The organism is Mesorhizobium sp. SARCC-RB16n (assembly GCF_008520305.1).
In the GTDB taxonomy this organism is placed as follows: Bacteria; Pseudomonadota; Alphaproteobacteria; order Rhizobiales; family Rhizobiaceae; genus Mesorhizobium.
Genome location: NZ_ML703260.1, coordinates 141863 through 164569 on the forward strand (window position 1 = coordinate 141863; position 22707 = coordinate 164569).

A 22707-nucleotide genomic window follows, 5' to 3' on the forward strand; every position below is an offset into this window, starting at 1 on the left:
TTGTTTGGTGTTGCCCCCTAAGGTTTTCCGCAACGTCAAGCGAGGGGAAGTCACGGACCTTTGGACACTGGCCTGTTGATAGCGTTGCTCAATCCGACGATCGCGCTGGCGCTCGGCGCGGCGTTCCTCGTGCTGTGGTTCTATCAGCGCCATCGTCCCTATCTGGCGGTGCTGGCGCTGAGCTACTGCGTCTCGGCGCCCGGGTTCCTGTTCCAGTATTTCACCTTGCCCATCGGCGTGGCGCTGAGCAAGCTGATGTCGAACATCTGCTTCACCATCGCAGCCTGCTGCCTGTCCGGCGCCATCATCGCCCGCTATGGCAGGAAGGTGCCCGGTGTGGGAATCGCGGTGCTGGCGGGTGGCGGCCTTGCGGCCTTCGCGTGGTTTCTGTTCGTCACACCGGATCTCACCTGGCGCATCCTGGCCATGAATTTCGGCTTCGGCGGCGTCAGCCTGCTCGTCGCCGCCGAACTGCGCCCGGTGCGCAACAATGGCCCGACAGAAATGATCCTGTTCGTGCTGGCGCTGCTGTCCAGCGTCAACTTCTTCGTGCGCACCCTGGTGGTGGTCATCGCGCACGGGCCCTTCGCCAGCTATGACGGCTTCTACGGCTCGTCCTACTGGACGACGGCGCTGTTGTCGCATGCGCTGCTGTCGCTGCTGATAGCGCTTTGCCTCTTCACCGCCGCCGCGCTCGACGTGATGAAGGCGCTGAAGACGGAAACCTATACGGACCCGCTTTCGGGGCTGCTCAACCGCCGAGGTTTCGAGGAGCGCGCCGCCATGTTGCTGCAGCGTTGCGCCATGGCCAAATTCCCGGTCGCGCTGGTGCTGGCCGACCTCGACCATTTCAAGGCCCTCAACGACGTGCACGGGCACGCGGCCGGCGACCGGGTGATCGCGGACTTCGCCGCCAAGCTGCGCTCGGCCACGGGAGCACGAGGTGCCGCCGGACGCATCGGCGGCGAGGAATTCGCCGTGCTCCTGCCGCTGACCGATCTCGCCGCCGCGCGGCTGTTCGCCGAGGCGGTGCGCACACTCTATTCGGCCGGCGGCGTCGATGGGCTTCCCGCCGGCACGAAGGTCACCGCCAGCTTCGGCGTGGCGGCCCGCAGCGGCGAAGAGACGCTGGAACCCTTGATGCGCCGGGCCGACGAGGCGCTCTACAAGGCCAAGAAAAATGGCCGCGACAGCGTGCGCCTCTCCTACGAACGGCCGGAGACGATATTCATACCGGAGCCGCTCAAGGCTGGTTGACAGCTGGCATCCGCGCCTGGCGTTAACGTCTTTTTCGCCCGTCGATGTTTAGCTGCCGGCAGGGGTTCGAGGATCTATGAGCGGCGCCAACTTCATCCTGTTGATCAACCTGTCGGTCGCCGGCCTGCTGGCGGCATCCTTCATGGCGGTCTCGTTCCACGATGCCGGCCGCGCTCCGGCGCGCTGGCTGGCGTCAGGCTATGTCCTGGGCATGGCTTACTTTGCGATCGAATTCAGCATCCCCGCCTTCAGCGACGCGCGGCTTCCGGTGGTTGCCGCCTTCGCCGTTTTCCTTGGCGCCACCATCACCTTCAACGGCGGGCTTGCGCGAAAATATGGCGTGGTGCCGCCATGGACGCCGATGCTGTTCTTCCTGGCGGCCGCCACCATCGCGGTCTATTTCGTGCAGGATCTGCCGCGCCAGTCGCTCACCCGCATGATGGCCTACCAGCTTCCCTACGCAGCCATGCAGTTCGTCGGCCTAGGCATCGTCTGGTCGTCGCGGCAAAGCCGTGGCCGGCTCGATCTGATCCTGATGGCGGTGCTTGCGGCCAGCGGCCTGCAGTTTGCCTCAAAGCCGTTCATCGCGCATGCGCTCGGCGGCTGGGGCGCCAATCCGCAGGCCTATCTGCAAAGCAGCTACGCACTGGTGTCGCAGTCGCTCGGCACCGTCTTCGGGCTGGCGCTGGCGCTGCTGATTCTGGCCATCCTGGTCCGCGACGTGCTTGCCGAAGTGACATCGAAGTCGGAGATGGACACGCTGTCGGGCCTGCTCAACCGTGGCGGCTTCACGCGCCAAGCGGAGCTGGCGGTGCACGACGCCACGCGTTTGGGCATGCCGGTGGCAATGGTCATTGCCGATCTCGATCATTTCAAGACCATCAATGACAGTTTCGGCCATGCCTCCGGCGATCGGGTGATCGAGACCTTCGCCGGCCTGCTGCGAGAAGCGGCCGAGAGCCATCACGTGGTTGGCCGCATCGGTGGCGAGGAGTTCGCCGTTATCCTGTCAGGCACCAATCTTGCAACCGCCCGGCTGTACGCGGAAGGCACCCGCCACGCATTCGGCGCGTTGCCCATCAGCGGGCTCCCAGCTGAGAGCCGCTGCACGTCGAGCTTCGGCGTTGCCGAGCTTCACATAAGCGAGGGCTTCTCCGACCTGATGCGGCGTGCGGATGAAGCGCTCTATTTGGCAAAGAATGCCGGGCGCGACTGCGTGCGTGTCTCCACCGGACCAGCCGATGGCTTGGCCGTGGTAAAAATCGGCCAGGCCCGTATCAGCGGCAGGGGCTGAGCTCCGGCATCTCGCCGTCGGAAAGGCCGTACATATAGGAGCGGCCCTTGACGAACACGGGCGGGCGATAGCAGCCGCCGTCGCCCGATATGTCGTCGGATTCGTTCTGGTAGATCACCTTCGGCTGGCCGGCGCTGGTGTAGTCGGACAGTTGCCTAGCCAGCTTGCCTTCGCCGACGATGATGCGCTTGTAGCCGGCGGCGCTGTCGATGACGAGATTGCCGAACGAATCGGCGTAGATGCGGTCATGATGGCGCAAGCCGGCCTCGGCCGGCGCGGCCACCGCAACGGCAAGTGCTGCCAGCGTGACCGCGAGGCATGCCTGTACTGATTTGGCCCGCACTGACTTGGAATGCATGTCGCTCTCCCTTTATCGGCGCGAGAGAGATCGCGCCCGATCTGGTCCGAATCGGAAATTAACCCTTTCTTAACCTTTGTTAAGGGGTGGAGCGGCTCGATGGCCGTTTCTTAATGAACATAGTTAATTTTTGGGGTTCGCCCCGATGTCCCCGAACCGGTCGACATGGCGGGCCGAATCCGGGTCAACTTGATCTTGGCGCGCCGCGTGGCTAGCGTGCCCGGGGCATGAGGGGGGCAGCACATGATGTTTGGCCGAACGGTTCGGGTGTCGTTCGTTATTCCGCTGCTTCTTGCCGCCGGTGCCTGCGTGCCGGACGGCGCGCCCAAGGCAGCGAGCGCGGTGACACCCGTGGTGGCGCCTGCCGCTCCCGCCCAGCAACATCCCGCGCCACCGGCGACCAAGATCATCACCGACCTCACCGCGCCACGCATCACCACAGGCAGCGCCACCTATAGATGCGGCAATGGCGGCACGATCACCATCCAAAATCTCGGCACGTCGCTGCGCGTGGTCGGGCAGGAAGGTGCCACCGAGGAGTTCGCGGCGTCGCCGGCCAACCAGAGCAGCCGCTACCAGGCGGTGACGCATGACGCAATCGTGATCGACGGACGCGAAGCACTGGTGATGAAGAAAGGGTCGACGCCGCAGACCTGCACCCACTGACGCAAATCCTGACACGGCAGCGCCCTGGGCCAGACATGCTGCACTGCAGCGATATCGAGCCGGCTTCGGGCGTTCAGCCGCTAATCGATTGAAGCCGCATCTGGCCTTTTAGTCAGACTAAATTACGTTTTCGAAACGGTTTTCTGGCTTTGACGCGGTGCAAAAAGAGCATTAGAAACCGGCTGTCCGAAGTCGCAACCGGAAGCGGCAATGCCGCATTTCCACCTGAGGCGGGAGACGCCGAACTGGGGGAGCCATGAGCAAATCACCAGCCACCCAAGCCAGACGCGAACGGCCGCTTTCGCCGCACCTGATGGTCTACCGGCCGCCGATCACCATGACGATGTCGATCATCCATCGCATCACCGGGGGCGCGCTCTATTTCGGCACGCTGCTGGTCGCCGTCTGGCTGATGGCGGCGGCGAGTTCGCAAGGTGCTTTCGACTGGGTGAACTGGGCCTTCGGCACCTGGCTCGGCCGGCTCATCCTGTTCGGCTACACTTGGGCGCTGATGCATCACATGCTGGGCGGTGTCCGCCATCTGATCTGGGATACGGGCGCCGGCCTTGAAAAACACACGGCCTCGAAGATCGCCTGGGCGACGCTTGCCGGCTCGGTCCTGCTCACACTCTTGATCTGGATCGCTGGCTATATGGCGCGAGGAGCTTTGTGATGAGTGCGAAAAATACGGACATGCGTACCCCGCTCGCCAGGGTGCGCGGCCTGGGCTCGGCCCGCGAAGGCACCGGACATTTCTGGCGCCAGCGGCTGACGGCGATCGCCAACATCCCGCTCATCCTGTTTTTCACCGGATTCCTGATCGCGCTCAATGGCGCCGGCTATGCGCAGGTGCGGGCAGCGCTCGCCAACCCGTTCGTGTCATTGGTGATGGCCCTGGTGCTCATCTCGCCGCTCTATCATATGCGGCTCGGCATGCAGGCGATCATCGAGGACTATGTGCATGGCGAAGGCATGAAGCTGGCGCTGATCGCCCTCAACACATTCTTCACCATAGCGGTCGGCGTCGCTTCGCTCTTCGCCCTGCTGAAACTGGCATTCGGAGGCTGAAGTCTTGGCCCAGGACACGAAATCAGCCAACGCGGCAGGCTACACCTTTGTCGACCACAAGTTCGACGTGGTCATCGTCGGCGCCGGGGGCGCGGGCCTGCGCGCCACGCTCGGCATGGCCGAGCAGGGGCTGCGCACCGCCTGCATCACCAAAGTGTTCCCGACGCGCTCGCATACGGTGGCCGCGCAAGGCGGCATCGCCGCCTCGTTGTCCAATATGGGTCCGGATTCCTGGCAGTGGCACATGTACGACACCGTCAAGGGGTCGGACTGGCTGGGCGATGTCGATGCCATGGAATACATGGTGCGCGAGGCACCGGCGGCGGTCTACGAACTCGAACATTACGGCGTGCCGTTCTCGCGCACCGAAGAGGGCAAGATCTACCAGCGGCCGTTCGGCGGCCACATGATGAACTATGGCGACGGCCCGCCCGTACAGCGCACCTGCGCCGCGGCCGACCGCACCGGCCACGCCATCCTGCACACGCTCTACGGCCAGTCGCTGAAGAACAATGCGCAGTTCTTCATCGAGTATTTCGCGCTCGACCTGATCATGGAGCCGGACGGCACCTGCACCGGCGTCGTGGCGTGGAATCTCGACGACGGCACCATCCACCGCTTCTCGGCCAAGATGGTGGTGTTGGCGACCGGCGGTTATGGGCGCGCCTATTTCTCCGCCACCTCGGCGCACACCTGCACCGGCGACGGCGGCGGCATGGCCGCGCGGGCCGGGCTTCCGCTGCAGGACATGGAGTTCGTGCAGTTCCATCCGACGGGCATTTACGGCGCCGGCTGCCTGATCACGGAGGGCGCGCGCGGCGAAGGCGGCTATCTCGTCAACTCCGAGGGCGAGCGCTTCATGGAGCGCTACGCGCCGTCGGCCAAGGACCTCGCCTCGCGCGACGTCGTCTCGCGCTGCATGACGCTGGAAATCCGCGAGGGCCGCGGCGTCGGCAAGAACAAGGACCACATCTTCCTGCACCTCGATCATCTCGATCCGGCGGTCCTGCACGAAAGGCTTCCGGGCATTTCGGAGTCGGCAAAAATCTTCGCCGGCGTCGATCTGACCAAGGAGCCGATTCCGGTGCTGCCGACGGTGCACTACAATATGGGCGGCGTGCCGACCAATTACTGGGGCGAGGTGCTCAACCCGACCGCCGAAAATCCCGACCGGGTCTCCCCCGGCCTGATGGCGGTCGGCGAGGCGGGATGCGCTTCCGTGCACGGCGCCAACCGGCTGGGCTCGAACTCGCTGATCGATCTGGTGGTGTTCGGCCGCGCCGCGGCGATTCGCGCCGGCCAGGTCATCGACCGCAAGGCAGCGATCCGGTCGCCCAGCCAGGCTTCGGTCGACAAGATCATGGACCGCTTCGACCGGCTGCGCCACGCCAACGGTTCGACGCCGACGGCGGTTCTGCGCGAAAAGATGCAGAAGGCGATGCAGGAGGACGCGGCGGTGTTCCGTACGCAGGAATCGCTCGAAAACGGCTGCAAGCGCATTTCGGAAATCTGGACCGAGCTCAAGGACATAAAGGTGTTCGACCGCTCGATGATCTGGAACTCGGACCTGGTCGAGACGCTGGAGCTGGAAAACCTGATGGCCAACGCCATCACCACCGTGTATGGCGCCGAGGCGCGCAAGGAGAGCCGTGGCGCGCATGCGCGGGAAGATTTCTCCGCCCGCGACGACGCCAAATGGCGCAAGCATACGCTGGCCCATCTCGACGACGACGGCAAGGTGACGCTGACCTACCGGCCGGTGCACACCGAACCGCTGGTGGCCGAAAAGGACGGCGGCATCAGTCTCGCCAAGATCGCGCCGAAGGCCAGGGTGTACTGACGATGGTGACGGCGGCGGGATATTCCGGTACGCCCCTTCCGGCCAAGCTCGGCCTGAAGGACGGCATGGTTGCCGCCTTCATCGCGCTGCCAACGGAACTCGAAAGCCTCGCCGAGGCCGTCGATTTTGCCGAGGTCGACCGGCTGGCCGAATGGTCGAGCATTTCGGGAGCGACCCTGAAATACGACGCCGTCCACGCTTTCACCAGACAGCGCGCCGAGATCGAGGATCGCCTCGGTGCCGTCGAAGCGGCGATCAAGCGCGACGGCATGGTCTGGGTGTCCTGGCCGAAGAAGGCCTCGAAAGTGGCCACCGACGTCACCGAGGGCGTTGTCCGGGCTGAAGCGCTCAAGCTCGATCTTGTCGACGTCAAGGTCGCCGCCGTGAATGAAATCTGGTCCGGGCTGAAGCTCGTCATCCGAAAGGACCTGAGGTAATGGTCGAACTCACGCTCCCCAAGAACTCGAAGGTCCAGCAGGGCAAGACCTGGCCGAAGCCGGAGGGTGCCACCAATCTGCGGGAGTATCGCATCTATCGCTGGTCGCCCGACGATGACGAAAATCCGCGCATGGACACCTATTTCGTCGATATGGACGATTGCGGGCCGATGGTGCTCGACGCGCTGCTTTGGATCAAGAACAAGATCGACCCGACGCTGACGCTGCGCCGCTCCTGTCGCGAGGGCATTTGCGGCTCCTGCGCCATGAACATCGACGGTTCGAACACGCTCGCCTGCACCAAGGGCTGCGACGACGTTTCAGGCGCGGTCAAGATCTATCCGCTGCCGCATATGCCCGTGATCAAGGACCTGGTGCCCGATCTTACCAATTTCTACGCCCAGCACGCCTCGATCGAGCCGTGGCTGAAGACGGTGTCGCCAACGCCGGCCAAGGAATGGCTGCAGAGCCATGAGGACCGCGAAAAGCTCGACGGGCTCTATGAATGCATCCTGTGCGCCTGCTGCTCCGCCTCGTGCCCGAGCTACTGGTGGAACGGCGACCGCTATCTCGGCCCGGCGACGCTGCTGCAGGCCTATCGCTGGCTGATCGACAGCCGTGACGAGGCCAAGGGCGAACGGCTCGACAATCTCGAAGACCCGTTCCGGCTCTATCGCTGCCACACCATCATGAACTGCGCGCAGACCTGCCCCAAGGGGCTGAATCCCGCCAAGGCGATCGCCGAGATCAAAAAGATGATGGTGGAGCGGCGCGTCTGACGGCGATCGGTTTTCTCTTTTGTGCGCCTCCGGCGACACGGCTGCCGAGATCAAGAAGATGAGTGGTGGAGCGAGGGGATAGTCCGGCTTAGGTTCATATGCGGCGATCCTTCGCGCTGTCCCGCCAACCTCGAAAGGATAGCCAATCTCAATGAGCGATGACCTTCCCATCCTCTCTCCCGTCGAAGCGCGCGTGCTCGGTTGCCTGATCGAGAAGAAGGAACTGACGCCGGACGTCTATCCGCTGACGCTCAACGCAGCACTTGCCGCAGCCAACCAGAAGACGGCGCGCGAGCCTGTCATGGCGCTGGAGCAGACAGAGGTGCACCGGGCCCTGAAGCTGCTTGAGCAGAAGGGACTTGTGCGGCAGATGTTCGGTTCGCGCGTCGAACGCTACGAGCATCAGATGGCGCAGCGCTTCTCGCTGACCACGCCCCAGACCGCGTTACTCGGCCTGCTCCTGCTGCGCGGACCGCAGACGGCGCATGAGCTCTTGGCGCGCGCTGAGCGCATGACGCGGTTTTCGTCGATCGAAGACCTGCGCGCAGAACTCGACATGCTGATCGGCCGCCGGCCGCCGCTGATCCAAGAAATCCCGCGCGGGCCGGGCCAGCGCGAAGACCGCTACGTGCACCTGCTCTCTGGAGCCGTGGACGTTGCCGCGCTTTCGGCACACCGAAGCGTGCCGGCAATGCCTGCCTCCGACCTGGAAGCGCGGTTGGAAGCGCTGGAGCAGGAAGTCGCAGCCCTTCGTGCCCGGCTCGATGCGCTGGGCGGTTGAGGCCGTCAATCCGAGACGTTGGCGGGACAGCGCCCACATCTGTCCTGGCGGACATCTCTCCCATGAGGAAGGGGGAGATTGGATGGCGTGACCGCTTTCGCCAATCTCCAATGTTGAAACGCCGGCTCTGGGGCCGGCGTTTGTCACTTCAGGCCACTCTGCTCAGCCGAGTCTGGCGTCGAGCGAAACCTTGATCGCGCCGAGCGCCTGGGAGACCGGGCATTCGGCCTTGGCCTTCTCGGCCAATTCCTTGAATTTCGCCGCATCGATGCCGGGCACCTTGCCGACGAGCGTGATGGCGCTGCCGGTGATGCCGGTGCCGGGGACCAGAGTCACCACGGCCTTGGCGTCGAGCTCGGCCGCAGGCGTGCCGTTCTCGGCCAGGAAATGCGAGAGCTGCATGGCGTAGCAGCCGGCGTGCGCGGCGGCGATCAGTTCTTCCGGATTGGTGCCGGATTTGCCGCTTTCGTCCTCGAAGCGCGCCTTGAACGAATAGGGCGTACCCTTCAGGGTTCCGCTCTGCGTGTCGAGCGTGCCCTTGCCTTCTTTCAGATTGCCTTTCCAGACGGCGTTTGCGGTGCGGTCCATGGAGTCCTCCTGGGTTGTCGTGAACTGTGCTGGGTAAGCCAGTGTCAAGCCAACTATAGCGCGGGTGTGCGCGAAGACCACTGCGCTGTTTGGACCACGGCACGATGACAGCCGCTTTCTTGCGGGAAAAAATAAGCGTGCAAAAATGTCGGCTTCCATCCGGGCCGGCCGTCCTGCGGGCGGCCACGGGATTGTGGCCGGATGGAGGTTCACATGGACAATCTATTTTTTGCGCTGTGGAAGAGGCCGGGCCGCAGGCCCGAGCGACAGGAAGACTTCTGGCTGGACCCGCCGGCGTCCGGCTTCGGCAGGTTGCTGGCGGCGGTTGCCATCATCGCGGTCGCGGCATGCCTTCTCGACCATGCGGCGGCGGTCGCGGGCAAGGCTGACATGGTTGTCGCCGCATCCTATGGTTTGTCACAGGAAGGGAACTCGAAATGAAATATGTCTGCCTGGTCTATGGTGAGGAAAAAGATCTTTACGCGCTCACCGCGGAGAGAGGGGCCAAGCTCGATGCCGACTCGCTGGCCTATGACAGGTCATTGGATCAACAAGGCAAGCTGATCATCGCGCAGGCACTGCAATCGGTGAAGACAGCCAAGACCGTACGGAGGCGCAAGGGCAAGCAGCTGGTTACGGATGGCCCGTTCGCCGAGACCAAGGAACAATTGCTTGGTTTCGTCATGGTTGAGGCCGGCACTCTCGAGGAGGCGCTGGACATCGCCGCCGGCATTCCGCTGGCCGAACTCGGGACGATCGAGGTCCGGGCTATTTACGACGTACCGGGGTCGTAGGTGCGGATTGGCGACTGGGGTGGCGAATCGGCTTGTTTAACCGCCTAAGCTTCACCAGCCGCAAATTGAATTTTCTTCGCCAGAGGCAACTCGCGCGTGTTGAAGCAACGCGACAGTTCTCCTATCGTCGCCGGGATTTTCGGGGGATTTGGACATGCCTTTCCTGATTGCTGTCCTTGGCGTGCTTGGAGCGGCGGCGTTCTGGTGGTACCGGATGAAGGCGATGAACGACGCCGCGCGCGAGGTCGCCGACGTCGTCGGGCGCGTGCAGGGCAACATCAGGCGCAAGAAACTGCGCAAGCAGGCGGCACTCTCGCCGCTGACGGCGATCGACGATCCGGTTGTGGCCGCCGCGACGCTGATTGCATCCATCGTCTCCGAGAATGGCCCTATCCTGCCGCAGCGCGAGGCCGTCATCCGGTCGGTGATTTCCGAGATCGCCGACAAGAAGAAGACGGACGAGGCGGTGATCTACGCCAAATGGGCGGCGTCGCAGATCGATGACGCCACGGTCGTCATCGACAAGCTGGCGCCGTTCCTGCGCGAGCGTCTCGACGTGGCCGAGCGAAACGATCTGCTGCAGATGGTGAACCGCGTCGCGCAAGGCGGCGAGCAGCGCCTGCAGATATCCGACCAGAGGATATTGCGCCTGCGCCAGAAGCTCGGCTTCGAGGTCAACTAATGCATGTCGCCCAAAAGTGACCTCGGTTTTGGGAAGACGACGACATGCATAAAAACAAAGACCTAAAGCGCGTCGCCTGAATCTGTTTCGAGGCGACGCGCTTTAGTCCGCGACAGGGGATCAGATCGCCTCGCCCTTCAGCAGGCGCGGCGTGCCGGCAGATAGTCCCGACGCCTGGCGGATGAAGAACTCCTTCAGCCGTGGCATGCGTTCGACGAGGCCGAGGCCAATGTCGCGGACGGTGCGCAGCGGCGTGATGTCGTTGGAAAACAGCCGGTTCAGCACATCGGTCGTGATGCCCATCTGCACCGTGTCGAAACGGCGCCATTGCTGGTAGCGTTCCAGCACGTCGAGCGCGCCGATGTCCTGGCCGAGCCGGTCGGCTTCGACAATCACCTCGGCAAGTGCGGCCACATCCTTGAAGCCGAGATTGAGGCCCTGGCCGGCGATAGGATGGATGCCGTGGGCGGCATCGCCGGCAAGCGCGATGCGCGGCGCGACGAAAGCGCGCGCGATGGTCAGGCCGAGCGGCCAGGCGCGCGGCTTGTCGGCGACGCGGATTTCCCCGAGCTTCAGGCCGAAGCGCCGTTCGAGTTCATGTTCGAAGACGAGATCGTCGCCTTCCACGAGCGCTTTCGCATCTTCCGCCCGTTCGACCCAGACGATCGACGAGCGGTTGGTGCCGTCCTCGTCGGGTTTCAGCGGCAGCGTGGCGAAGGGGCCGGCGGGCAGGAAATGTTCTTCGGCGCGGCCGTTGTGCGGGCGTTCATGCGCCACGGTACAGACGATACCGGACTGGCCGTATTCCCACCTGACCGTCTTGATGCCGGCCATGTCGCGCAGTTTCGAATTGACCCCATCGGCGGCAACCAGCAGCCGCGCCGCCAGCGTGGCACCGTCGGCCAGATGCACCGTGATGCCGGCGCCATTGGTCTCAAAGCTTTGCACCGCGACGCCTTCGATGATGTCGATGCCGAGCTTTCCGGCCTTGGCCCGCAAGGCGCCGTTCAGCGCCCTGTTGGCGACCATATGCGCGAAGGGTTCGCCCGGCGCCACCTCGCCGCCGAAGGTCAGGAAGACCGGGCGCACCGGATCGGCGTTGCGTGAATCGGTGATGATCATCTCGGTGATCGCCTGCGCCTTGGGCGCGATTTCGGCCCAGACACCGAGCTGGTCGAGCATGCGGCAGGCGGCCGCGGCGATGGCAGAGGCGCGGCCATCCCTTTGCCAGGAACCGGCGGGCGCCGCGTCGACCAGCGCCACGGCAAGGCCCGGTCGCGCCTGCTTCAGCGAGACGGCGGCGGCCAGGCCGACATAGCCGGCGCCGGCGACGAGAACATCGAGCCCGGATCTGGTCTTGGCGTCCGCCTTACGTTCCATTGTCTTGGCTCCTTGCGTGCCGACCGGGCTGCGCCCTTGACGGCTCGTTCTTCCTGTCGGAAACCGCCATAGCAATTTTGCGGCGAGGTCACAAAACATGACGGCGGCCATGGACGAGCTTCTGCGCATTCTCGACCTCGAGAGGCTGGAACACAATCTGTATCGTGGTCGCAGCCCCCAGGTGGAGTGGCAGCGCGTGTTCGGCGGCCAGACCATCGCGCAGGCGCTGGTGGCGGCGCAGCGGACGGTGGAGCCGGACCGCTTCGTGCATTCGCTGCACGGCTATTTCATGCGCCCGGGCGACATCAAGGTGCCGATCATCTACGAGGTCGACCGTATCCGCGACGGCGGGTCCTTCACCACGCGGCGCGTGCTGGCGATCCAGCACGGACAGGCGATCTTTTCATTGGAGGCTTCGTTCCAGGTCGACGAGAAGGGCCTCGAGCACCAGTTCGCACTGCCCGACGACGTGCCGCCACCGGAAGGGCTGAAGACCCAGCGCGAACTGCTCGAAACGGCCGATAGGGTGCCGGAGGCGGTGCGACGCTTCTGGGCCCGCGAGCGGCCGTTGGAACTGAGGCCCGTCAATCTCCAGCACTATGAAAGCCGCGACAAGCTGCCGCCCCGGCAGAATGTCTGGATCCGGCTTGCCGGGCCGGTTCCCGACGATCGCGCGCTGCAGTCGGTGCTGCTCGCCTATCTCTCCGACATGACACTGCTCGACACCTCGACCTTCGCGCATGGGCGCGGCCTGTTCGATCCCGACATCCAGGCGGCCAGCCTCGACCATTCGATGTGGTTCCACCGGCCGCATTCGCTCGACGGCTGGCTGCTCTATGCACAGGACAGTCCCTCGAGCTCGGGATCGCGGGGCTTCAGCCGCGGCACGCTCTATGCCCGCGACGGCACGCTGATCGCCTCGATGGCCCAGGAAGGCCTGATCCGGCTCAAGCGTTGAGCATTTTGCGGGTCTTGTTTGAGCACGAGCTTTTCCAAAAACCGGGCTTCCCCTTTTTGGCCCACGTTCAAAGCCGGCAAAATAGGCAATTTCAAAAAACTGCATAATTTTTGAGCATATGATGCACCGCAGGCGCCAGCATCGGCAGGCCCCGGTCGCTCCAATCCCTTTGTTTACAACAGGTTAACACCCTGCTTCGGCACTTGGCACGGAGCTTGAATCCTTGGGAGCACTCTCCGGCTCTTTGGGATCGGTGAAGTCGTGCAAACGCGGGGCACCGCAACAGCAAAGGGTGAAACCTTATGAAAATCGTGATGGCAATCATCAAGCCGTTCAAGCTGGACGAGGTACGCGAAGCGCTTACCGCCGTCGGCATCCAGGGCCTGACCGTCACCGAAGTCAAAGGCTACGGGCGTCAGAAGGGGCATACGGAAATCTATCGGGGGGCGGAATACGCGGTCTCCTTCCTGCCGAAGATCAAGATCGAAGTCGCGGTCGCGGCCGACATGGTCGACAAGGCCGTCGAAGCCATCACCGCCGCGGCCAAGACAGGCCAGATCGGCGACGGCAAGATCTTCGTCTTCGGCATCGACCAGGCGGTGCGCATCCGTACCGGCGAAACAGACACCGACGCGCTCTGAGCGGCGAACACGTATTCCAATGGAGAGTTCAATGAATATTCCTTCCACCTTGAAGACGACGGGAAGGGCAGCCCTCCTGGGCTCGCTCGCTCTCGCAGCGTTGGGCAGCGTCGCCGCCTTCGCGCAGGAAGCCGCACCTGCTGCCGCGGCTGCCGCGCCGGCTGCCACTCCGGCTCCGGTGCTCGATACCGGCAACACTGCCTGGATGCTGACATCGACGGCGCTGGTGCTGATGATGACCATCCCGGGCCTGGCGCTGTTCTACGGCGGCATGGTGCGCAAGAAGAACGTGCTTGCCACGATCATGCAGAGCTTCGCCATCACCTGCCTGGTGACGGTGCTGTGGTTCATGTTCGGCTATTCGCTGGCCTTTTCCGACGGCGGCGGCATGAATGCCTATCTCGGCGGCTTCTCGAAATTCTTCCACCACGGCATCACGGTCTCGACGCTGTGGCTGCCGGGGGTGTCGAACATCCCTGAATTCGTCTTCTCGATGTTCCAGATGACCTTCGCTATCATCACCCCGGCGCTGATCGCCGGCGCCTTTGCCGAGCGCATGAAGTTCTCGGCCCTGGTCATCTTCATGTCCCTGTGGCTGCTGATCGTCTATTGCCCAATCGCGCACTGGGTGTGGGGCGGCGGCTTCCTTGGTACGGCGGGCGTTCTCGACTTCGCCGGCGGCACGGTCGTTCACATCAACGCCGGTGTCGCGGGCCTGGTCTGCGCGCTGGTCCTCGGCAAGCGCGAAGGCTACGGCACCACCAACATGGCGCCTCACAACCTGGTCCTCTCTGTCATCGGCGCCTCCCTACTGTGGGTTGGCTGGTTCGGTTTCAACGCCGGTTCGGAACTGGCGGCCGACGGTCTTGCTGGCGCTGCCATGATGAACACGCAGGTTGCCACCGCCGCGGCGGCGCTGGCCTGGATGTTCGCGGAATGGATCGTCGCCAAGAAGCCCTCCGTGCTCGGCATCATCTCTGGCGCTGTCGCCGGCCTCGTCGCGGTGACGCCGGCTTCGGGCTTCGTCAACCCGACCGGTGCCTTCATCATCGGCATCGTCGCCGGCGTGCTCTGCTACATCTCGGCGGTCAAGGTGAAGCACATGTTCGGCTATGATGACTCGCTCGACGCCTTCGGTGTCCATGGCGTCGGCGGCATCATCGGTGCGCTGCTCACCGGCGCGCTCGCCGATCCCGCGATCAACGCGCTCGGCAAGGGCGGCTCGGTCGTGACCCAGCTCTACGGCATCGTCTTCACCATCCTGTGGACGGCCATCGCCACCTTCGTCATCCTCTACATCGTCAAGGCGCTGGTCGGCCTGCGTCCGACGACCCAGGAAGAGGTCGAAGGCCTCGACATCTCCCAGCATGGCGAAGTGGTGCCGTAAGGCATCCTTGCCAAGGGACCGGCGGAACCCTCCTCCCGCCGGTCCCATATCCCCACGCAATTCCGGACGAAAAACCGCGAACGCACTTTTCCTGGAATTGCTCGATTTCTCTGTTTTTACGCAATTCCGGACGGAAAACCGCGAAAAGCACTTTTCCTGGAATTGCTTTGAAAAAGCATCCCGTCGTGACGCTCCCGCAAGGAGTTCACGCCTTGAGGCCCGGATCGCATCCGGGCCTCTTTTTTTGGCAATTCTTTCCGGTGAATATCAACTTCGCGCAGTCACGTTCGCGTGAAGAGGATTTTTGAGGAAACATCAACCACTCTGTCTCCGAATTGTGGAGGCGACCGTCGTTCTGACGCTCGTGTTTTTGAAACACAGGGAAGGAATTTTCTCATGAACCTCAAGAATATCTGCCTCGGGGCACTCGCGCTTTCCATGGTCAGCGGCTTTGCATTAGCCGGCGCATTGGACGAGCCGGACAACATGGCGCCGTTCTTCACCGATTCCAGCATGAAAACCATGAAGCCGATGGCGGAATTCAAGGCAGCCTTCATGGCCATGCCGAAGGAGAAGCAGGACGCCATGGTGAAGGAATGCCAGGATGCGGCGATGAGCAAGCCGCACGCCGAGTTCTGCCAGAACGTTCATATGCTTGGCGGCGCAAACTAGGCCCCGGCCGACTTCTGAACCGTCCCGGGCAACGGGACGAATGATGGCGGGCCATGTGCCCGCCATTGTCGTTCTACGCCAGTTGGGGTGCCTGAGCGGGGCGCGAGTGCTATCGCTTGGCGGCGTGACCGCCGTCTGAGCGATGCGCCGATCCGGCATCGCACAATATGAAGGCATGAAGGCGCGGGATTGCCATGGTTAATGCGCCCTTAACCTTCCCACGCCTAGTCTGGCGTCCGAATCTGCCGGAGTGCGTCATGCGCTCGGGCCAGGCAATCACTGACGGGGAAGAGCATGCGTTCAGGGGCTTCAGCACCGCTCGCGCTGACCGATACGGGGCACGGCATCCAGGCATTCGCGCGGCGCCAGGTCGGCCGGCTGGTCGGCGCCGGCCTGTTCGCGTTCACCGCCTTCGCCATCGCAAGCCTCGCGACCTGGAACGTCGCCGACCCAAGCTTCTCGCACGCCACCGCCAACACCGTCACAAACGCGATGGGCTATGCCGGTGCGGTGTTCTCCGACCTAGCCATGCAGTTCTTCGGCCTCGCTGCGGTTGCCGCGCTGGTTCCAGCCGTCATCTGGGGGTATCTCCTTTTTTCGGCGCGCGGCGTCGACAGGCTGCCCAAGCGCGGGGTGTACTGGTTTGGTTTCGCGCTGCTCGCCGCCGCGATCGCGGGCTGCATCGTTCCGCCCAAGACCTGGCCGCTGCCCACCGGCCTTGGCGGCGTCTTCGGCGACATGGTGCTCAAGATTCCCGGTATCCTTATCGGCGGCTATCCGACCGGGCTGATCGCCAGCGTGCTCGCCATATTGCTGGCGGCACCCGCGCTCTCGCTGTTCGCCTATGGCGCGGCGCTGATCGGGCGCAAGAACGGCTTCGCCGTGATGGAAGAACCGGCCGCCGCGGACCCGCGCGAGGACGAGCTTCTGTTCGACAATGACGAGGACGAGGGCGACGAGGGCATACTGGCGCTCGGCGCCATCACCCATTGGTGGCTGTCGTTCCGCGCGTGGATGCATCGCCGGGCGGTGCGCCGCAGGCAGGAGCGCGACGAGTTCGAACCGGAGATGGAGCCACGCGCCAGCGCCTGGCGCCGTGCCGCTGAACGGGTCGAGTCGGCCGAGTTCGCCGAATCCCGCATGAGCCATGACGGCCGCGCCCGTGTCGAACCGGAATTCTTCGCTGCCATGGTCAACGACCGCGGCGTTTCCGTCGATCCGGCCGACGACGACGTCTTCGGCCGTGACGACGAGGACATGGATTTCGACGACGAGCCTGTCGCCCAGCGGCGTGCCGCCACGGCCAAGGTCCAGCAGTTCCGTTCCGATGCCGCCACCCGGGTCGAGGCGCCGGCGGCGCGACCCGTGCCGGGCGCCCGCGTCCAGCGCGAGGCGCAGACCTCGCTGATCGGCTCGGACACGTTCGAAATGCCGTCGCTGCATTTCCTGTCCGAACCCAAGAACGTGGCGCGCGACCCAAGTCTTTCCAAGGACGCGCTGGAACAGAACGCGCGCCTGCTCGAAGGCGTGCTGGAGGATTTCGGCGTCAAGGGCGAGATCATTGCCGTTCGTCCGGGCCCGGTCGTCACCCTTTACGAGCTCGAACCCGCGCCGGGCATCAAGTCGTCGCGCGTCATTGGCCTCTCCGATGACATCGCCCGCTCGATGAGCGCCATCGCCTGCCGCGTCGCCGTCGTACCCGGGCGCAACGCCATCGGCATCGAACTGCCAAACGCCAAGCGCGAGACGGTTTATCTCAGGGAGATCATGGCCAGCCGCGACTTCGAGACGACGAAGGCCAAGCTGGCGCTGGCGCTGGGCAAGACCATCAATGGCGAGGCCGTCGTCGTCGACATCGCCAAGATGCCGCACGTGCTGGTCGCCGGCACCACCGGTTCGGGCAAGTCGGTCGCCATCAACACCATGATCCTGTCGCTGCTCTACCGGCTCACCCCGCAGGAATGCCGGCTGATCATGATCGATCCGAAAATGCTCGAACTCTCCGTCTATGACGGCATTCCGCATCTTCTGACGCCCGTCGTGACCGACCCGAAGAAGGCGGTGGTGGCGCTGAAATGGACGGTGCGCGAGATGGAGGACCGCTACCGCAAGATGTCCAAGGTCGGCGTGCGCAACATCGACGGTTTCAACGCGCGCGTGCAACAGGCCGAGAAGAAGGGCGAAAAGATCTCGCGCACCGTGCAGACCGGCTTCGACCGCCAGACCGGCGAAGCGATCTACGAGACCGAGGATCTGGATCTCGAGCCGATGCCCTATATCGTCGTCATCATCGACGAAATGGCCGACCTGATGATGGTCGCCGGAAAGGACATCGAAGGTGCCGTCCAGCGCCTGGCGCAGATGGCGCGCGCAGCCGGCATCCATGTCATCATGGCGACGCAACGTCCCTCGGTCGACGTCATCACGGGCACCATCAAGGCCAATTTCCCGACCCGCATCTCCTTCCAGGTGACGTCGAAGATCGACAGCCGCACCATTCTGGGAGAGCAGGGCGCCGAGCAGCTGCTCGGCATGGGCGACATGCTCTACATGGCCGGCGGCGGCCGCATCCAGCGCGTGCACGGGCCGTTCGTCTCCGATGACGAGGTCGAGAAGATTGTCGGGCACCTGAAGCTGCAGGGCGTGCCGGAATATCTCGACGCCATCACCGAGGATGACGGCGAGGACGACGACGAGCCGTCCGGGAAGGGCGGTTCCAGCGGCGGGGGCGGTGGCAATTTCGAGGATTCCGACGATCCCTACGATCAGGCGGTCTCGGTGGTGCTTCGCGACGGCAAGGCCTCGACCAGCTACATCCAGCGGCGTCTGGGCATCGGCTATAACAGGGCCGCCTCGATCATCGAGAAGATGGAAAAGGAAGGCATTGTCGGCCCAGCCAACCATGCCGGAAAACGCGAAATCCTGGTGCCGACCGAGGACGACAAATTCTGAAGGATGGGGGGCTGCGGCAACTTTGAACCTTCTGGCGCGTTCAACCGGCTGAGCCGATCGCCTCGCCAAACTTCAGCCCAACTGGGGGTTCACGACAGCGACCAGATCAGGAATCAGACGAGAGTGACCGATATGAACAACGATCTTTCAGCGCTGAGCAATCTTGCCCCGACGCGCCGCCAGTTGCTTGGCCTCGGCCTGGTCTTCGCGGGTGCCGCCGCCCTCAACGTGGTGCCCGGATTCGAGTTGCTCGCCTCGGCGCAGGCGGCCGTGCCTCCGGCGGCGCAGAAGATCGCCGACCATTTCTCCGCGGTCAAATCGATGAGCGGCGAATTCGTCCAGTTCGGCCCCAAGGGCGAGCAGACCGGCGGCAAATTCTTCCTGGAACGGCCGGGCAAGATCCGCTTCAACTATGACGGGGCGTCGAATTTCCGGGTGATTTCCGACGGCAAATCGGTTGTCATCCTCAACAAGAGGCTGAACACATCCGATCTCTATCCGCTGTCGAAGACGCCGCTGAAGCTGCTGCTCGACGACCGGATCGACCTCTCCGGCGACCGCGTCAAGAGCGTCAAGGAAGAAGACGATCTCACCACCATCCAGCTCGCCGACAAGTCGGTGTTCGGCAATGCGCGGATCACCATGATGTTCGATCCGAAAACCTATGATCTGCGCCAGTGGACGATTACCGACGCGCAGGGCAAGGACACGACGGTGATGATCTTCAACACCAAGGAAGGCGTCAGTTTCGCGCCTGACACCTTCGCCATCGACTATACCGCCAACCGCGAGCTGAACACCAAGACACGGTAGTCTTCGTCGCCGCTTGTTTTTCCGGCGTGTGGCTGGCAGTAGTTCGGCGATCTATCGCCGGACCTTGCCGCATGCCCTTTTCCATCGCTACCTGGAATATCAACTCCGTGCGTTTGCGCATGCCGATCATTGAACGCTTGCTCGATGAGTACGCGCCAGATGTGCTCTGCCTGCAGGAAACCAAGGTCCCGGACGAACTCTTTCCCGAGAAAGCCTTTCGCAAGGTCGGCTACCCCTATATCGCCTTCCATGGCCAGAAGGGCTATCACGGCGTGGCGACGGTGGCGCGGCGGCCGATCGAGGTGGTCGAGAAGCGCCGCTTCTGCGAGATCGAGGACAGCCGGCATCTGTCGGTGACGGTGCGGGCCGGCGGCAAGGCGATCCTGCTGCACAATTTCTACGTGCCCGCAGGAGGCGACGAGCCGGATCCCGAGATCAACAGGAAGTTCAGACACAAGCTCGATTTCGTCGCCGAGATGAACGCCATCCGGGCCGAGCATGGCGAGGTGTCGGCCTCGGTGCTGGTCGGCGACCTGAACATCGCGCCGCTCGAGCATGATGTCTGGTCGCACAAGCAATTGCTCAACGTGGTCAGCCACACGCCGGTCGAGACCGAAAACTTCGAGGCGATGCGGCTCGCCGGCGGCTGGGTCGACCTGATGCGGCTCAACGTGCCGCCAGAACAGAAACTCTACACCTGGTGGAGCTATCGGGCGCAGGATTGGGAGGCGTCCAATCGTGGCCGGCGGCTCGACCATGTATGGTCGTCGCCAAACCTGGTGCCCGATTTTACCGGCTACGAAATCCTGCGCCAGGCGCGCGGTTGGGACCGGCCGTCGGACCATGTGCCGGTGATCGCGCGCTTCAATCTCGATTGATTATCCGAATCTACGCTTTTCCCACTCTGGCCGTAGTTGCGCCATGACCATTTCGTCACGATGCATGCCCTGGAAAAACGCGCTGCCTCGCGAAACACCTTCGGCCGTGAAGCCGACGGCTTCGTAGGTGCGCCGTGCGCGATGATTGTCAGGGAAAAAGCCAATGCAGAGCCGATATGCGTCGGTCTCGCCAAATACCCGGTCTGCTGCCGCAGCCAGCATCATTCTGCCCTGGCCTTGCCCCGGCGCGACGACGGCAATACGCTTGACCAGTGTCACACGTTCGGCAGAAGCCCAATCGCGGAGGATGACAAAGCCGATCGGCACGGAATCGCCGATTCCTACAAAGTAGGCATGACTGTCGTCGACAAGGGCTTCGCGATGGCGCGCCTCATCCCAACGCCCGACGAGCGCTTCGTAACCCTCGCGCCGCTCGGTCGCCATGATGAAGGGCAGGTCATTTTCGGTAGCGCGAACAAGCCGAAAGTCCACATGCAACTCCCGCTCACCCCGAAAAGCGCGGGGCCAGTTCCTCGATGCGGCGGATCAAGTCGTGGAATTCCTCGGAGATGCGCTGGTGGAGCTTCACCGCGACATCGGGATACTCCTCCAGGATGCGCCTGAACATCTTGCGGCTCAGCCTTATCACTTCCGAGTCGATTTCGGCCGAGGCGCTGGTCAGCCGGTTGGTGTCGGCGATCAGCGCCAGTTCGCTGAGCATCGTGCCGGGGCCGGCTCTGCCAATCGGGATGCGCTCGCCATCCTGCTCGCGATACAGCACGATACGCCCGCTGACCACGACATAGGCCGAGTCGGCCACGTCGTCCTCGCGATAAAGCTTGTGGTCCGCCTGCAGGAAAGTGGTCTCGGCGCCGAAGGCGAGCAGGCGCAACTGTTCCTGCGTGAAGCCCTCGAAAAGCCTCACGGCGGACAGGATCCGGATGTCGTCATCCAGCGCCATCTAGCTGTGTCCCCGAACGGTCAGTCCAATCCCTCCTCTGCGGTACGGTCCCTGAATCCCCCTCCAACAGGATCGTACCCGAAAGCGGCCCCGCCCAGACCGCTCATTGGATAGTGAAATGTTTAAGGAACCAGCTTGTAGCCGCCGCTTTCTGTCACAAGAATTTCGGCATTGGAAGGATCGCGCTCGATCTTCTGTCGCAGACGGTAGACATGGGTTTCCAGCGTGTGCGTGGTGACGCCGGAATTGTATCCCCACACTTCCTCCAGCAGCACGTCACGCGTCACCACCTTCTGGTCGGCGCGATAGAGATATTTGATGATCGAGGCCTCTTTTTCCGTCAGCCGCACCTTGCCGCCGCGCGGGTCGATGAGCAGTTTCTGGCTCGGCTTGAAGGTGTATGGGCCGACCGAGAAGGTCGCGTCCTCGCTCTGCTCGTGCTGGCGCAATTGCGCCCGGATGCGGGCAAGCAGCACCGCGAAGCGGAACGGCTTGGTCACATAGTCGTTGGCGCCGGCCTCGAGACCCAGAATCGTGTCCGAATCGGTGTCGTGGCCGGTCAGCATGATGATGGGCGCCTTGTAGCCGCCCTTGCGCAGGATCTTCACCGCCTCGCGGCCGTCCATGTCGGGCAAGCCGACATCCATGATGAGCAGGTCGATGAGCCCCCCGCGCGCGGCGGTGACGCCTTTTGCCGCAGTGGATTCCTGCAGCACGTCGAATTCCTCGTAGAGGGACAGTTGCTCGACCAGTGTGCCGCGCAGGTCGTCATCGTCGTCGACGATCAGGATGGTGCGTGAGGTCATGGATCAATCCGTTGTTTTGAAAAGTGAATTCAGTTGACCGCTGCGTATTTATGCGGAAGCTGGCCGGCACAATAGCCGATCACAGTGATTTGTTCCGTGGCACGATCATACAAGAAAAAACACGATCGCAATGCAGCCGGCGCAATTTTGCCAAAAGGGCTGCGCGTACTGACCGTGCGGGCGAGGCCCGGCCACCCAAGCCAGGGCCTGCTGCAGGCCGGCAGAACGGTGTTTTCGTGCGCGCTGGGACGTGGCGGCATCTCGTCCGGCAAGCGCGAGGGTGACGGCGCCACGCCGCTCGCTTCGATGCGCATCCTGGCGGGTTATTTTCGGGGGGATCAGTTTGCCGCCGGCCGCAGGACGCGGCTGGCGATGGCGCCGATCGGGCCGGATCTCGGCTGGTGCGAGGTATCAGACGACCGCAACTATAACAGGCCGGTCAAGATACCCTATGGCGCCAGCCACGAACGCATGCGGCGCGACGACCGGCTCTATGACGCCTGCCTGGTGCTCGACTGGAACATCGCGCCGCGCCGCCGTGGGCGCGGCAGCGCCATCTTCTTCCACTTGGCGCGTCCCGGCTTCACGCCGACGGAAGGTTGCGTGGCGGTGACCGCGCGCACGATGGCGCGGCTTTTGCCGCTGCTGTCGGACCGGACGGTGGTGAGGGTGGTGAGATGAGGGAATAGGGGAATAGGGGAATAGGGGAATAGGG

26 protein-coding genes are annotated in these 22707 nt (G+C 63.5%); 20 read left to right on the forward strand and 6 right to left on the reverse strand.

All coding sequences use genetic code 11. The annotated features are described in order from the left end of the window. The first annotated feature begins 60 nt into the window (after window positions 1–60). Both C7I87_RS07610 and C7I87_RS07615 read left to right on the forward strand, forming a co-directional pair. Window positions 61–1257, forward strand: a complete 1197-nt coding sequence (locus C7I87_RS07610; protein WP_149903618.1) for a GGDEF domain-containing protein — start codon at window positions 61–63, stop codon at window positions 1255–1257. A gap of 76 nt (window positions 1258–1333) precedes the next feature. Continuing rightward, window positions 1334–2551, forward strand: coding sequence for a GGDEF domain-containing protein (locus C7I87_RS07615; RefSeq protein ID WP_149903619.1), 1218 nt, complete (start codon window positions 1334–1336; stop codon window positions 2549–2551). Here C7I87_RS07615 and C7I87_RS07620 read toward each other — a convergent pair. Beyond that, window positions 2535–2909: a hypothetical protein gene (locus C7I87_RS07620; protein WP_188393768.1), complete on the reverse strand. Its 375-nt coding sequence runs from the start codon at window positions 2907–2909 to the stop codon at window positions 2535–2537. The genes C7I87_RS07615 and C7I87_RS07620 overlap by 17 nt on opposite strands. A gap of 243 nt (window positions 2910–3152) precedes the next feature. Between C7I87_RS07620 and C7I87_RS07625 the strand changes: the two genes are divergently transcribed. The 7 genes from C7I87_RS07625 to C7I87_RS07655 all read left to right on the forward strand — a co-directional run bounded on the left by C7I87_RS07625 (window position 3153) and on the right by C7I87_RS07655 (window position 8480). Then, the gene (locus tag C7I87_RS07625) at window positions 3153–3575 is read left to right on the forward strand and encodes a hypothetical protein (protein WP_149903620.1); all 423 of its coding nucleotides are present in this window, start codon (window positions 3153–3155) and stop codon (window positions 3573–3575) included. 256 nt (window positions 3576–3831) lie between these two features. Next, a complete protein-coding gene (sdhC, locus tag C7I87_RS07630) occupies window positions 3832–4248 on the forward strand; it encodes a succinate dehydrogenase, cytochrome b556 subunit (RefSeq protein WP_149903621.1) in 417 nt (138 codons plus the stop codon). After that, window positions 4248–4643, forward strand: a complete 396-nt coding sequence (gene sdhD / locus C7I87_RS07635; protein ID WP_149903622.1) for a succinate dehydrogenase, hydrophobic membrane anchor protein — start codon at window positions 4248–4250, stop codon at window positions 4641–4643. Before sdhC ends, sdhD begins: the two co-directional genes overlap by 1 nt. 4 nt (window positions 4644–4647) lie before the next feature. Beyond that, window positions 4648–6483, forward strand: a complete 1836-nt coding sequence (gene sdhA / locus C7I87_RS07640; RefSeq protein ID WP_149903623.1) for a succinate dehydrogenase flavoprotein subunit — start codon at window positions 4648–4650, stop codon at window positions 6481–6483. Between the two features lie 2 nt (window positions 6484–6485). Beyond that, complete coding sequence (locus C7I87_RS07645) at window positions 6486–6920, forward strand: DUF3052 domain-containing protein (RefSeq protein WP_149903624.1); 435 nt, start codon at window positions 6486–6488, stop codon at window positions 6918–6920. After that, window positions 6920–7699 carry a succinate dehydrogenase iron-sulfur subunit gene (locus tag C7I87_RS07650; RefSeq protein WP_149903625.1) on the forward strand — a complete coding sequence of 260 codons (780 nt, stop codon included), beginning with the start codon at window positions 6920–6922 and terminating at the stop codon, window positions 7697–7699. Before C7I87_RS07645 ends, C7I87_RS07650 begins: the two co-directional genes overlap by 1 nt. A 151-nt stretch (window positions 7700–7850) precedes the next feature. Continuing rightward, the gene (locus C7I87_RS07655; RefSeq protein WP_149903626.1) at window positions 7851–8480 is read left to right on the forward strand and encodes a YceH family protein; all 630 of its coding nucleotides are present in this window, start codon (window positions 7851–7853) and stop codon (window positions 8478–8480) included. Window positions 8481–8642: 162 nt separating this feature from the next. On the opposite strand, the gene C7I87_RS07660 is transcribed toward C7I87_RS07655, so the two are convergent. Beyond that, window positions 8643–9068 carry an OsmC family protein gene (locus C7I87_RS07660; RefSeq protein ID WP_027145525.1) on the reverse strand — a complete coding sequence of 142 codons (426 nt, stop codon included), beginning with the start codon at window positions 9066–9068 and terminating at the stop codon, window positions 8643–8645. Window positions 9069–9281: 213 nt separating this feature from the next. On the opposite strand from C7I87_RS07660, the gene C7I87_RS07665 reads away from it, so the two are divergent. From C7I87_RS07665 to C7I87_RS07675, 3 genes are all read left to right on the forward strand, one after another. Then, window positions 9282–9509 carry a hypothetical protein gene (locus C7I87_RS07665; protein WP_149903627.1) on the forward strand — a complete coding sequence of 76 codons (228 nt, stop codon included), beginning with the start codon at window positions 9282–9284 and terminating at the stop codon, window positions 9507–9509. Beyond that, a complete protein-coding gene (locus tag C7I87_RS07670; protein ID WP_149903628.1) occupies window positions 9506–9862 on the forward strand; it encodes a YciI family protein in 357 nt (118 codons plus the stop codon). Before C7I87_RS07665 ends, C7I87_RS07670 begins: the two co-directional genes overlap by 4 nt. 154 nt (window positions 9863–10016) lie before the next feature. Next, a complete protein-coding gene (locus tag C7I87_RS07675; protein ID WP_149903629.1) occupies window positions 10017–10544 on the forward strand; it encodes a hypothetical protein in 528 nt (175 codons plus the stop codon). Window positions 10545–10664: 120 nt separating this feature from the next. Here the strand turns inward: C7I87_RS07675 and C7I87_RS07680 are convergent, their stop codons facing one another. After that, on the reverse strand, window positions 10665–11924 hold the full coding sequence (locus tag C7I87_RS07680) for a ubiquinone biosynthesis hydroxylase (protein WP_149903630.1): 1260 nt from the start codon (window positions 11922–11924) through the stop codon (window positions 10665–10667). Window positions 11925–12021: 97 nt separating this feature from the next. On the opposite strand from C7I87_RS07680, the gene tesB reads away from it, so the two are divergent. From tesB to C7I87_RS07715, 7 genes are all read left to right on the forward strand, one after another. Beyond that, window positions 12022–12882: an acyl-CoA thioesterase II gene (gene tesB, locus C7I87_RS07685; RefSeq protein ID WP_149903631.1), complete on the forward strand. Its 861-nt coding sequence runs from the start codon at window positions 12022–12024 to the stop codon at window positions 12880–12882. Between the two features lie 302 nt (window positions 12883–13184). Beyond that, window positions 13185–13523 carry a P-II family nitrogen regulator gene (locus tag C7I87_RS07690; RefSeq protein ID WP_127280023.1) on the forward strand — a complete coding sequence of 113 codons (339 nt, stop codon included), beginning with the start codon at window positions 13185–13187 and terminating at the stop codon, window positions 13521–13523. A 31-nt stretch (window positions 13524–13554) separates the two neighbouring features. Next, window positions 13555–14910 carry an ammonium transporter gene (locus C7I87_RS07695; RefSeq protein ID WP_149903632.1) on the forward strand — a complete coding sequence of 452 codons (1356 nt, stop codon included), beginning with the start codon at window positions 13555–13557 and terminating at the stop codon, window positions 14908–14910. A 396-nt stretch (window positions 14911–15306) separates the two neighbouring features. Further along, window positions 15307–15582: a hypothetical protein gene (locus tag C7I87_RS07700; RefSeq protein ID WP_149903633.1), complete on the forward strand. Its 276-nt coding sequence runs from the start codon at window positions 15307–15309 to the stop codon at window positions 15580–15582. Window positions 15583–15876: 294 nt separating this feature from the next. After that, window positions 15877–18534: a DNA translocase FtsK gene (locus C7I87_RS07705; protein ID WP_149903634.1), complete on the forward strand. Its 2658-nt coding sequence runs from the start codon at window positions 15877–15879 to the stop codon at window positions 18532–18534. 132 nt (window positions 18535–18666) lie between these two features. Then, on the forward strand, window positions 18667–19347 hold the full coding sequence (locus C7I87_RS07710) for an outer membrane lipoprotein carrier protein LolA (protein ID WP_149903688.1): 681 nt from the start codon (window positions 18667–18669) through the stop codon (window positions 19345–19347). A 71-nt stretch (window positions 19348–19418) separates the two neighbouring features. After that, window positions 19419–20225, forward strand: a complete 807-nt coding sequence (locus C7I87_RS07715; protein WP_149903635.1) for an exodeoxyribonuclease III — start codon at window positions 19419–19421, stop codon at window positions 20223–20225. Here C7I87_RS07715 and C7I87_RS07720 read toward each other — a convergent pair whose 3' ends face one another. The 3 genes from C7I87_RS07720 to C7I87_RS07730 all read right to left on the reverse strand — a co-directional run bounded on the left by C7I87_RS07720 (window position 20226) and on the right by C7I87_RS07730 (window position 21992). After that, entirely contained in the window at window positions 20226–20717 is a 492-nt protein-coding gene (locus C7I87_RS07720) for a GNAT family N-acetyltransferase (RefSeq protein WP_149903636.1), read from the reverse strand. Window positions 20718–20730: 13 nt separating this feature from the next. Continuing rightward, the gene (locus C7I87_RS07725) at window positions 20731–21186 is read right to left on the reverse strand and encodes a Crp/Fnr family transcriptional regulator (protein WP_149903637.1); all 456 of its coding nucleotides are present in this window, start codon (window positions 21184–21186) and stop codon (window positions 20731–20733) included. Between the two features lie 122 nt (window positions 21187–21308). After that, complete coding sequence (locus tag C7I87_RS07730) at window positions 21309–21992, reverse strand: response regulator transcription factor (RefSeq protein WP_027145512.1); 684 nt, start codon at window positions 21990–21992, stop codon at window positions 21309–21311. A gap of 144 nt (window positions 21993–22136) precedes the next feature. On the opposite strand from C7I87_RS07730, the gene C7I87_RS07735 reads away from it, so the two are divergent. Further along, entirely contained in the window at window positions 22137–22673 is a 537-nt protein-coding gene (locus C7I87_RS07735; RefSeq protein WP_188393773.1) for a L,D-transpeptidase family protein, read from the forward strand. Window positions 22674–22707 lie beyond the last annotated feature (34 nt).

What these genes read in the sequence shown, in the direction of transcription:
- C7I87_RS07620 (WP_188393768.1), bottom strand. Translation starts at nt 2,909, where the DNA reads ATGCATTCCAAGTCAGTGCGGGCCAAATCAGTACAGGCATGCCTCGCG.
- C7I87_RS07680 (WP_149903630.1), bottom strand. Translation starts at nt 11,924, where the DNA reads ATGGAACGTAAGGCGGACGCCAAGACCAGATCCGGGCTCGATGTTCTC.
- C7I87_RS07665 (WP_149903627.1), top strand. Translation starts at nt 9,282, where the DNA reads ATGGACAATCTATTTTTTGCGCTGTGGAAGAGGCCGGGCCGCAGGCCC.
- sdhD (WP_149903622.1), top strand. Translation starts at nt 4,248, where the DNA reads ATGAGTGCGAAAAATACGGACATGCGTACCCCGCTCGCCAGGGTGCGC.
- C7I87_RS07615 (WP_149903619.1), top strand. Translation starts at nt 1,334, where the DNA reads ATGAGCGGCGCCAACTTCATCCTGTTGATCAACCTGTCGGTCGCCGGC.
- C7I87_RS07710 (WP_149903688.1), top strand. Translation starts at nt 18,667, where the DNA reads ATGAACAACGATCTTTCAGCGCTGAGCAATCTTGCCCCGACGCGCCGC.
- C7I87_RS07675 (WP_149903629.1), top strand. Translation starts at nt 10,017, where the DNA reads ATGCCTTTCCTGATTGCTGTCCTTGGCGTGCTTGGAGCGGCGGCGTTC.
- C7I87_RS07645 (WP_149903624.1), top strand. Translation starts at nt 6,486, where the DNA reads ATGGTGACGGCGGCGGGATATTCCGGTACGCCCCTTCCGGCCAAGCTC.
- C7I87_RS07670 (WP_149903628.1), top strand. Translation starts at nt 9,506, where the DNA reads ATGAAATATGTCTGCCTGGTCTATGGTGAGGAAAAAGATCTTTACGCG.
- C7I87_RS07715 (WP_149903635.1), top strand. Translation starts at nt 19,419, where the DNA reads ATGCCCTTTTCCATCGCTACCTGGAATATCAACTCCGTGCGTTTGCGC.
- C7I87_RS07725 (WP_149903637.1), bottom strand. Translation starts at nt 21,186, where the DNA reads ATGGCGCTGGATGACGACATCCGGATCCTGTCCGCCGTGAGGCTTTTC.
- C7I87_RS07690 (WP_127280023.1), top strand. Translation starts at nt 13,185, where the DNA reads ATGAAAATCGTGATGGCAATCATCAAGCCGTTCAAGCTGGACGAGGTA.
- C7I87_RS07705 (WP_149903634.1), top strand. Translation starts at nt 15,877, where the DNA reads ATGCGTTCAGGGGCTTCAGCACCGCTCGCGCTGACCGATACGGGGCAC.
- tesB (WP_149903631.1), top strand. Translation starts at nt 12,022, where the DNA reads ATGACGGCGGCCATGGACGAGCTTCTGCGCATTCTCGACCTCGAGAGG.
- C7I87_RS07655 (WP_149903626.1), top strand. Translation starts at nt 7,851, where the DNA reads ATGAGCGATGACCTTCCCATCCTCTCTCCCGTCGAAGCGCGCGTGCTC.
- C7I87_RS07660 (WP_027145525.1), bottom strand. Translation starts at nt 9,068, where the DNA reads ATGGACCGCACCGCAAACGCCGTCTGGAAAGGCAATCTGAAAGAAGGC.
- C7I87_RS07625 (WP_149903620.1), top strand. Translation starts at nt 3,153, where the DNA reads ATGATGTTTGGCCGAACGGTTCGGGTGTCGTTCGTTATTCCGCTGCTT.
- C7I87_RS07700 (WP_149903633.1), top strand. Translation starts at nt 15,307, where the DNA reads ATGAACCTCAAGAATATCTGCCTCGGGGCACTCGCGCTTTCCATGGTC.
- C7I87_RS07695 (WP_149903632.1), top strand. Translation starts at nt 13,555, where the DNA reads ATGAATATTCCTTCCACCTTGAAGACGACGGGAAGGGCAGCCCTCCTG.
- sdhC (WP_149903621.1), top strand. Translation starts at nt 3,832, where the DNA reads ATGAGCAAATCACCAGCCACCCAAGCCAGACGCGAACGGCCGCTTTCG.
- C7I87_RS07730 (WP_027145512.1), bottom strand. Translation starts at nt 21,992, where the DNA reads ATGACCTCACGCACCATCCTGATCGTCGACGACGATGACGACCTGCGC.
- C7I87_RS07650 (WP_149903625.1), top strand. Translation starts at nt 6,920, where the DNA reads ATGGTCGAACTCACGCTCCCCAAGAACTCGAAGGTCCAGCAGGGCAAG.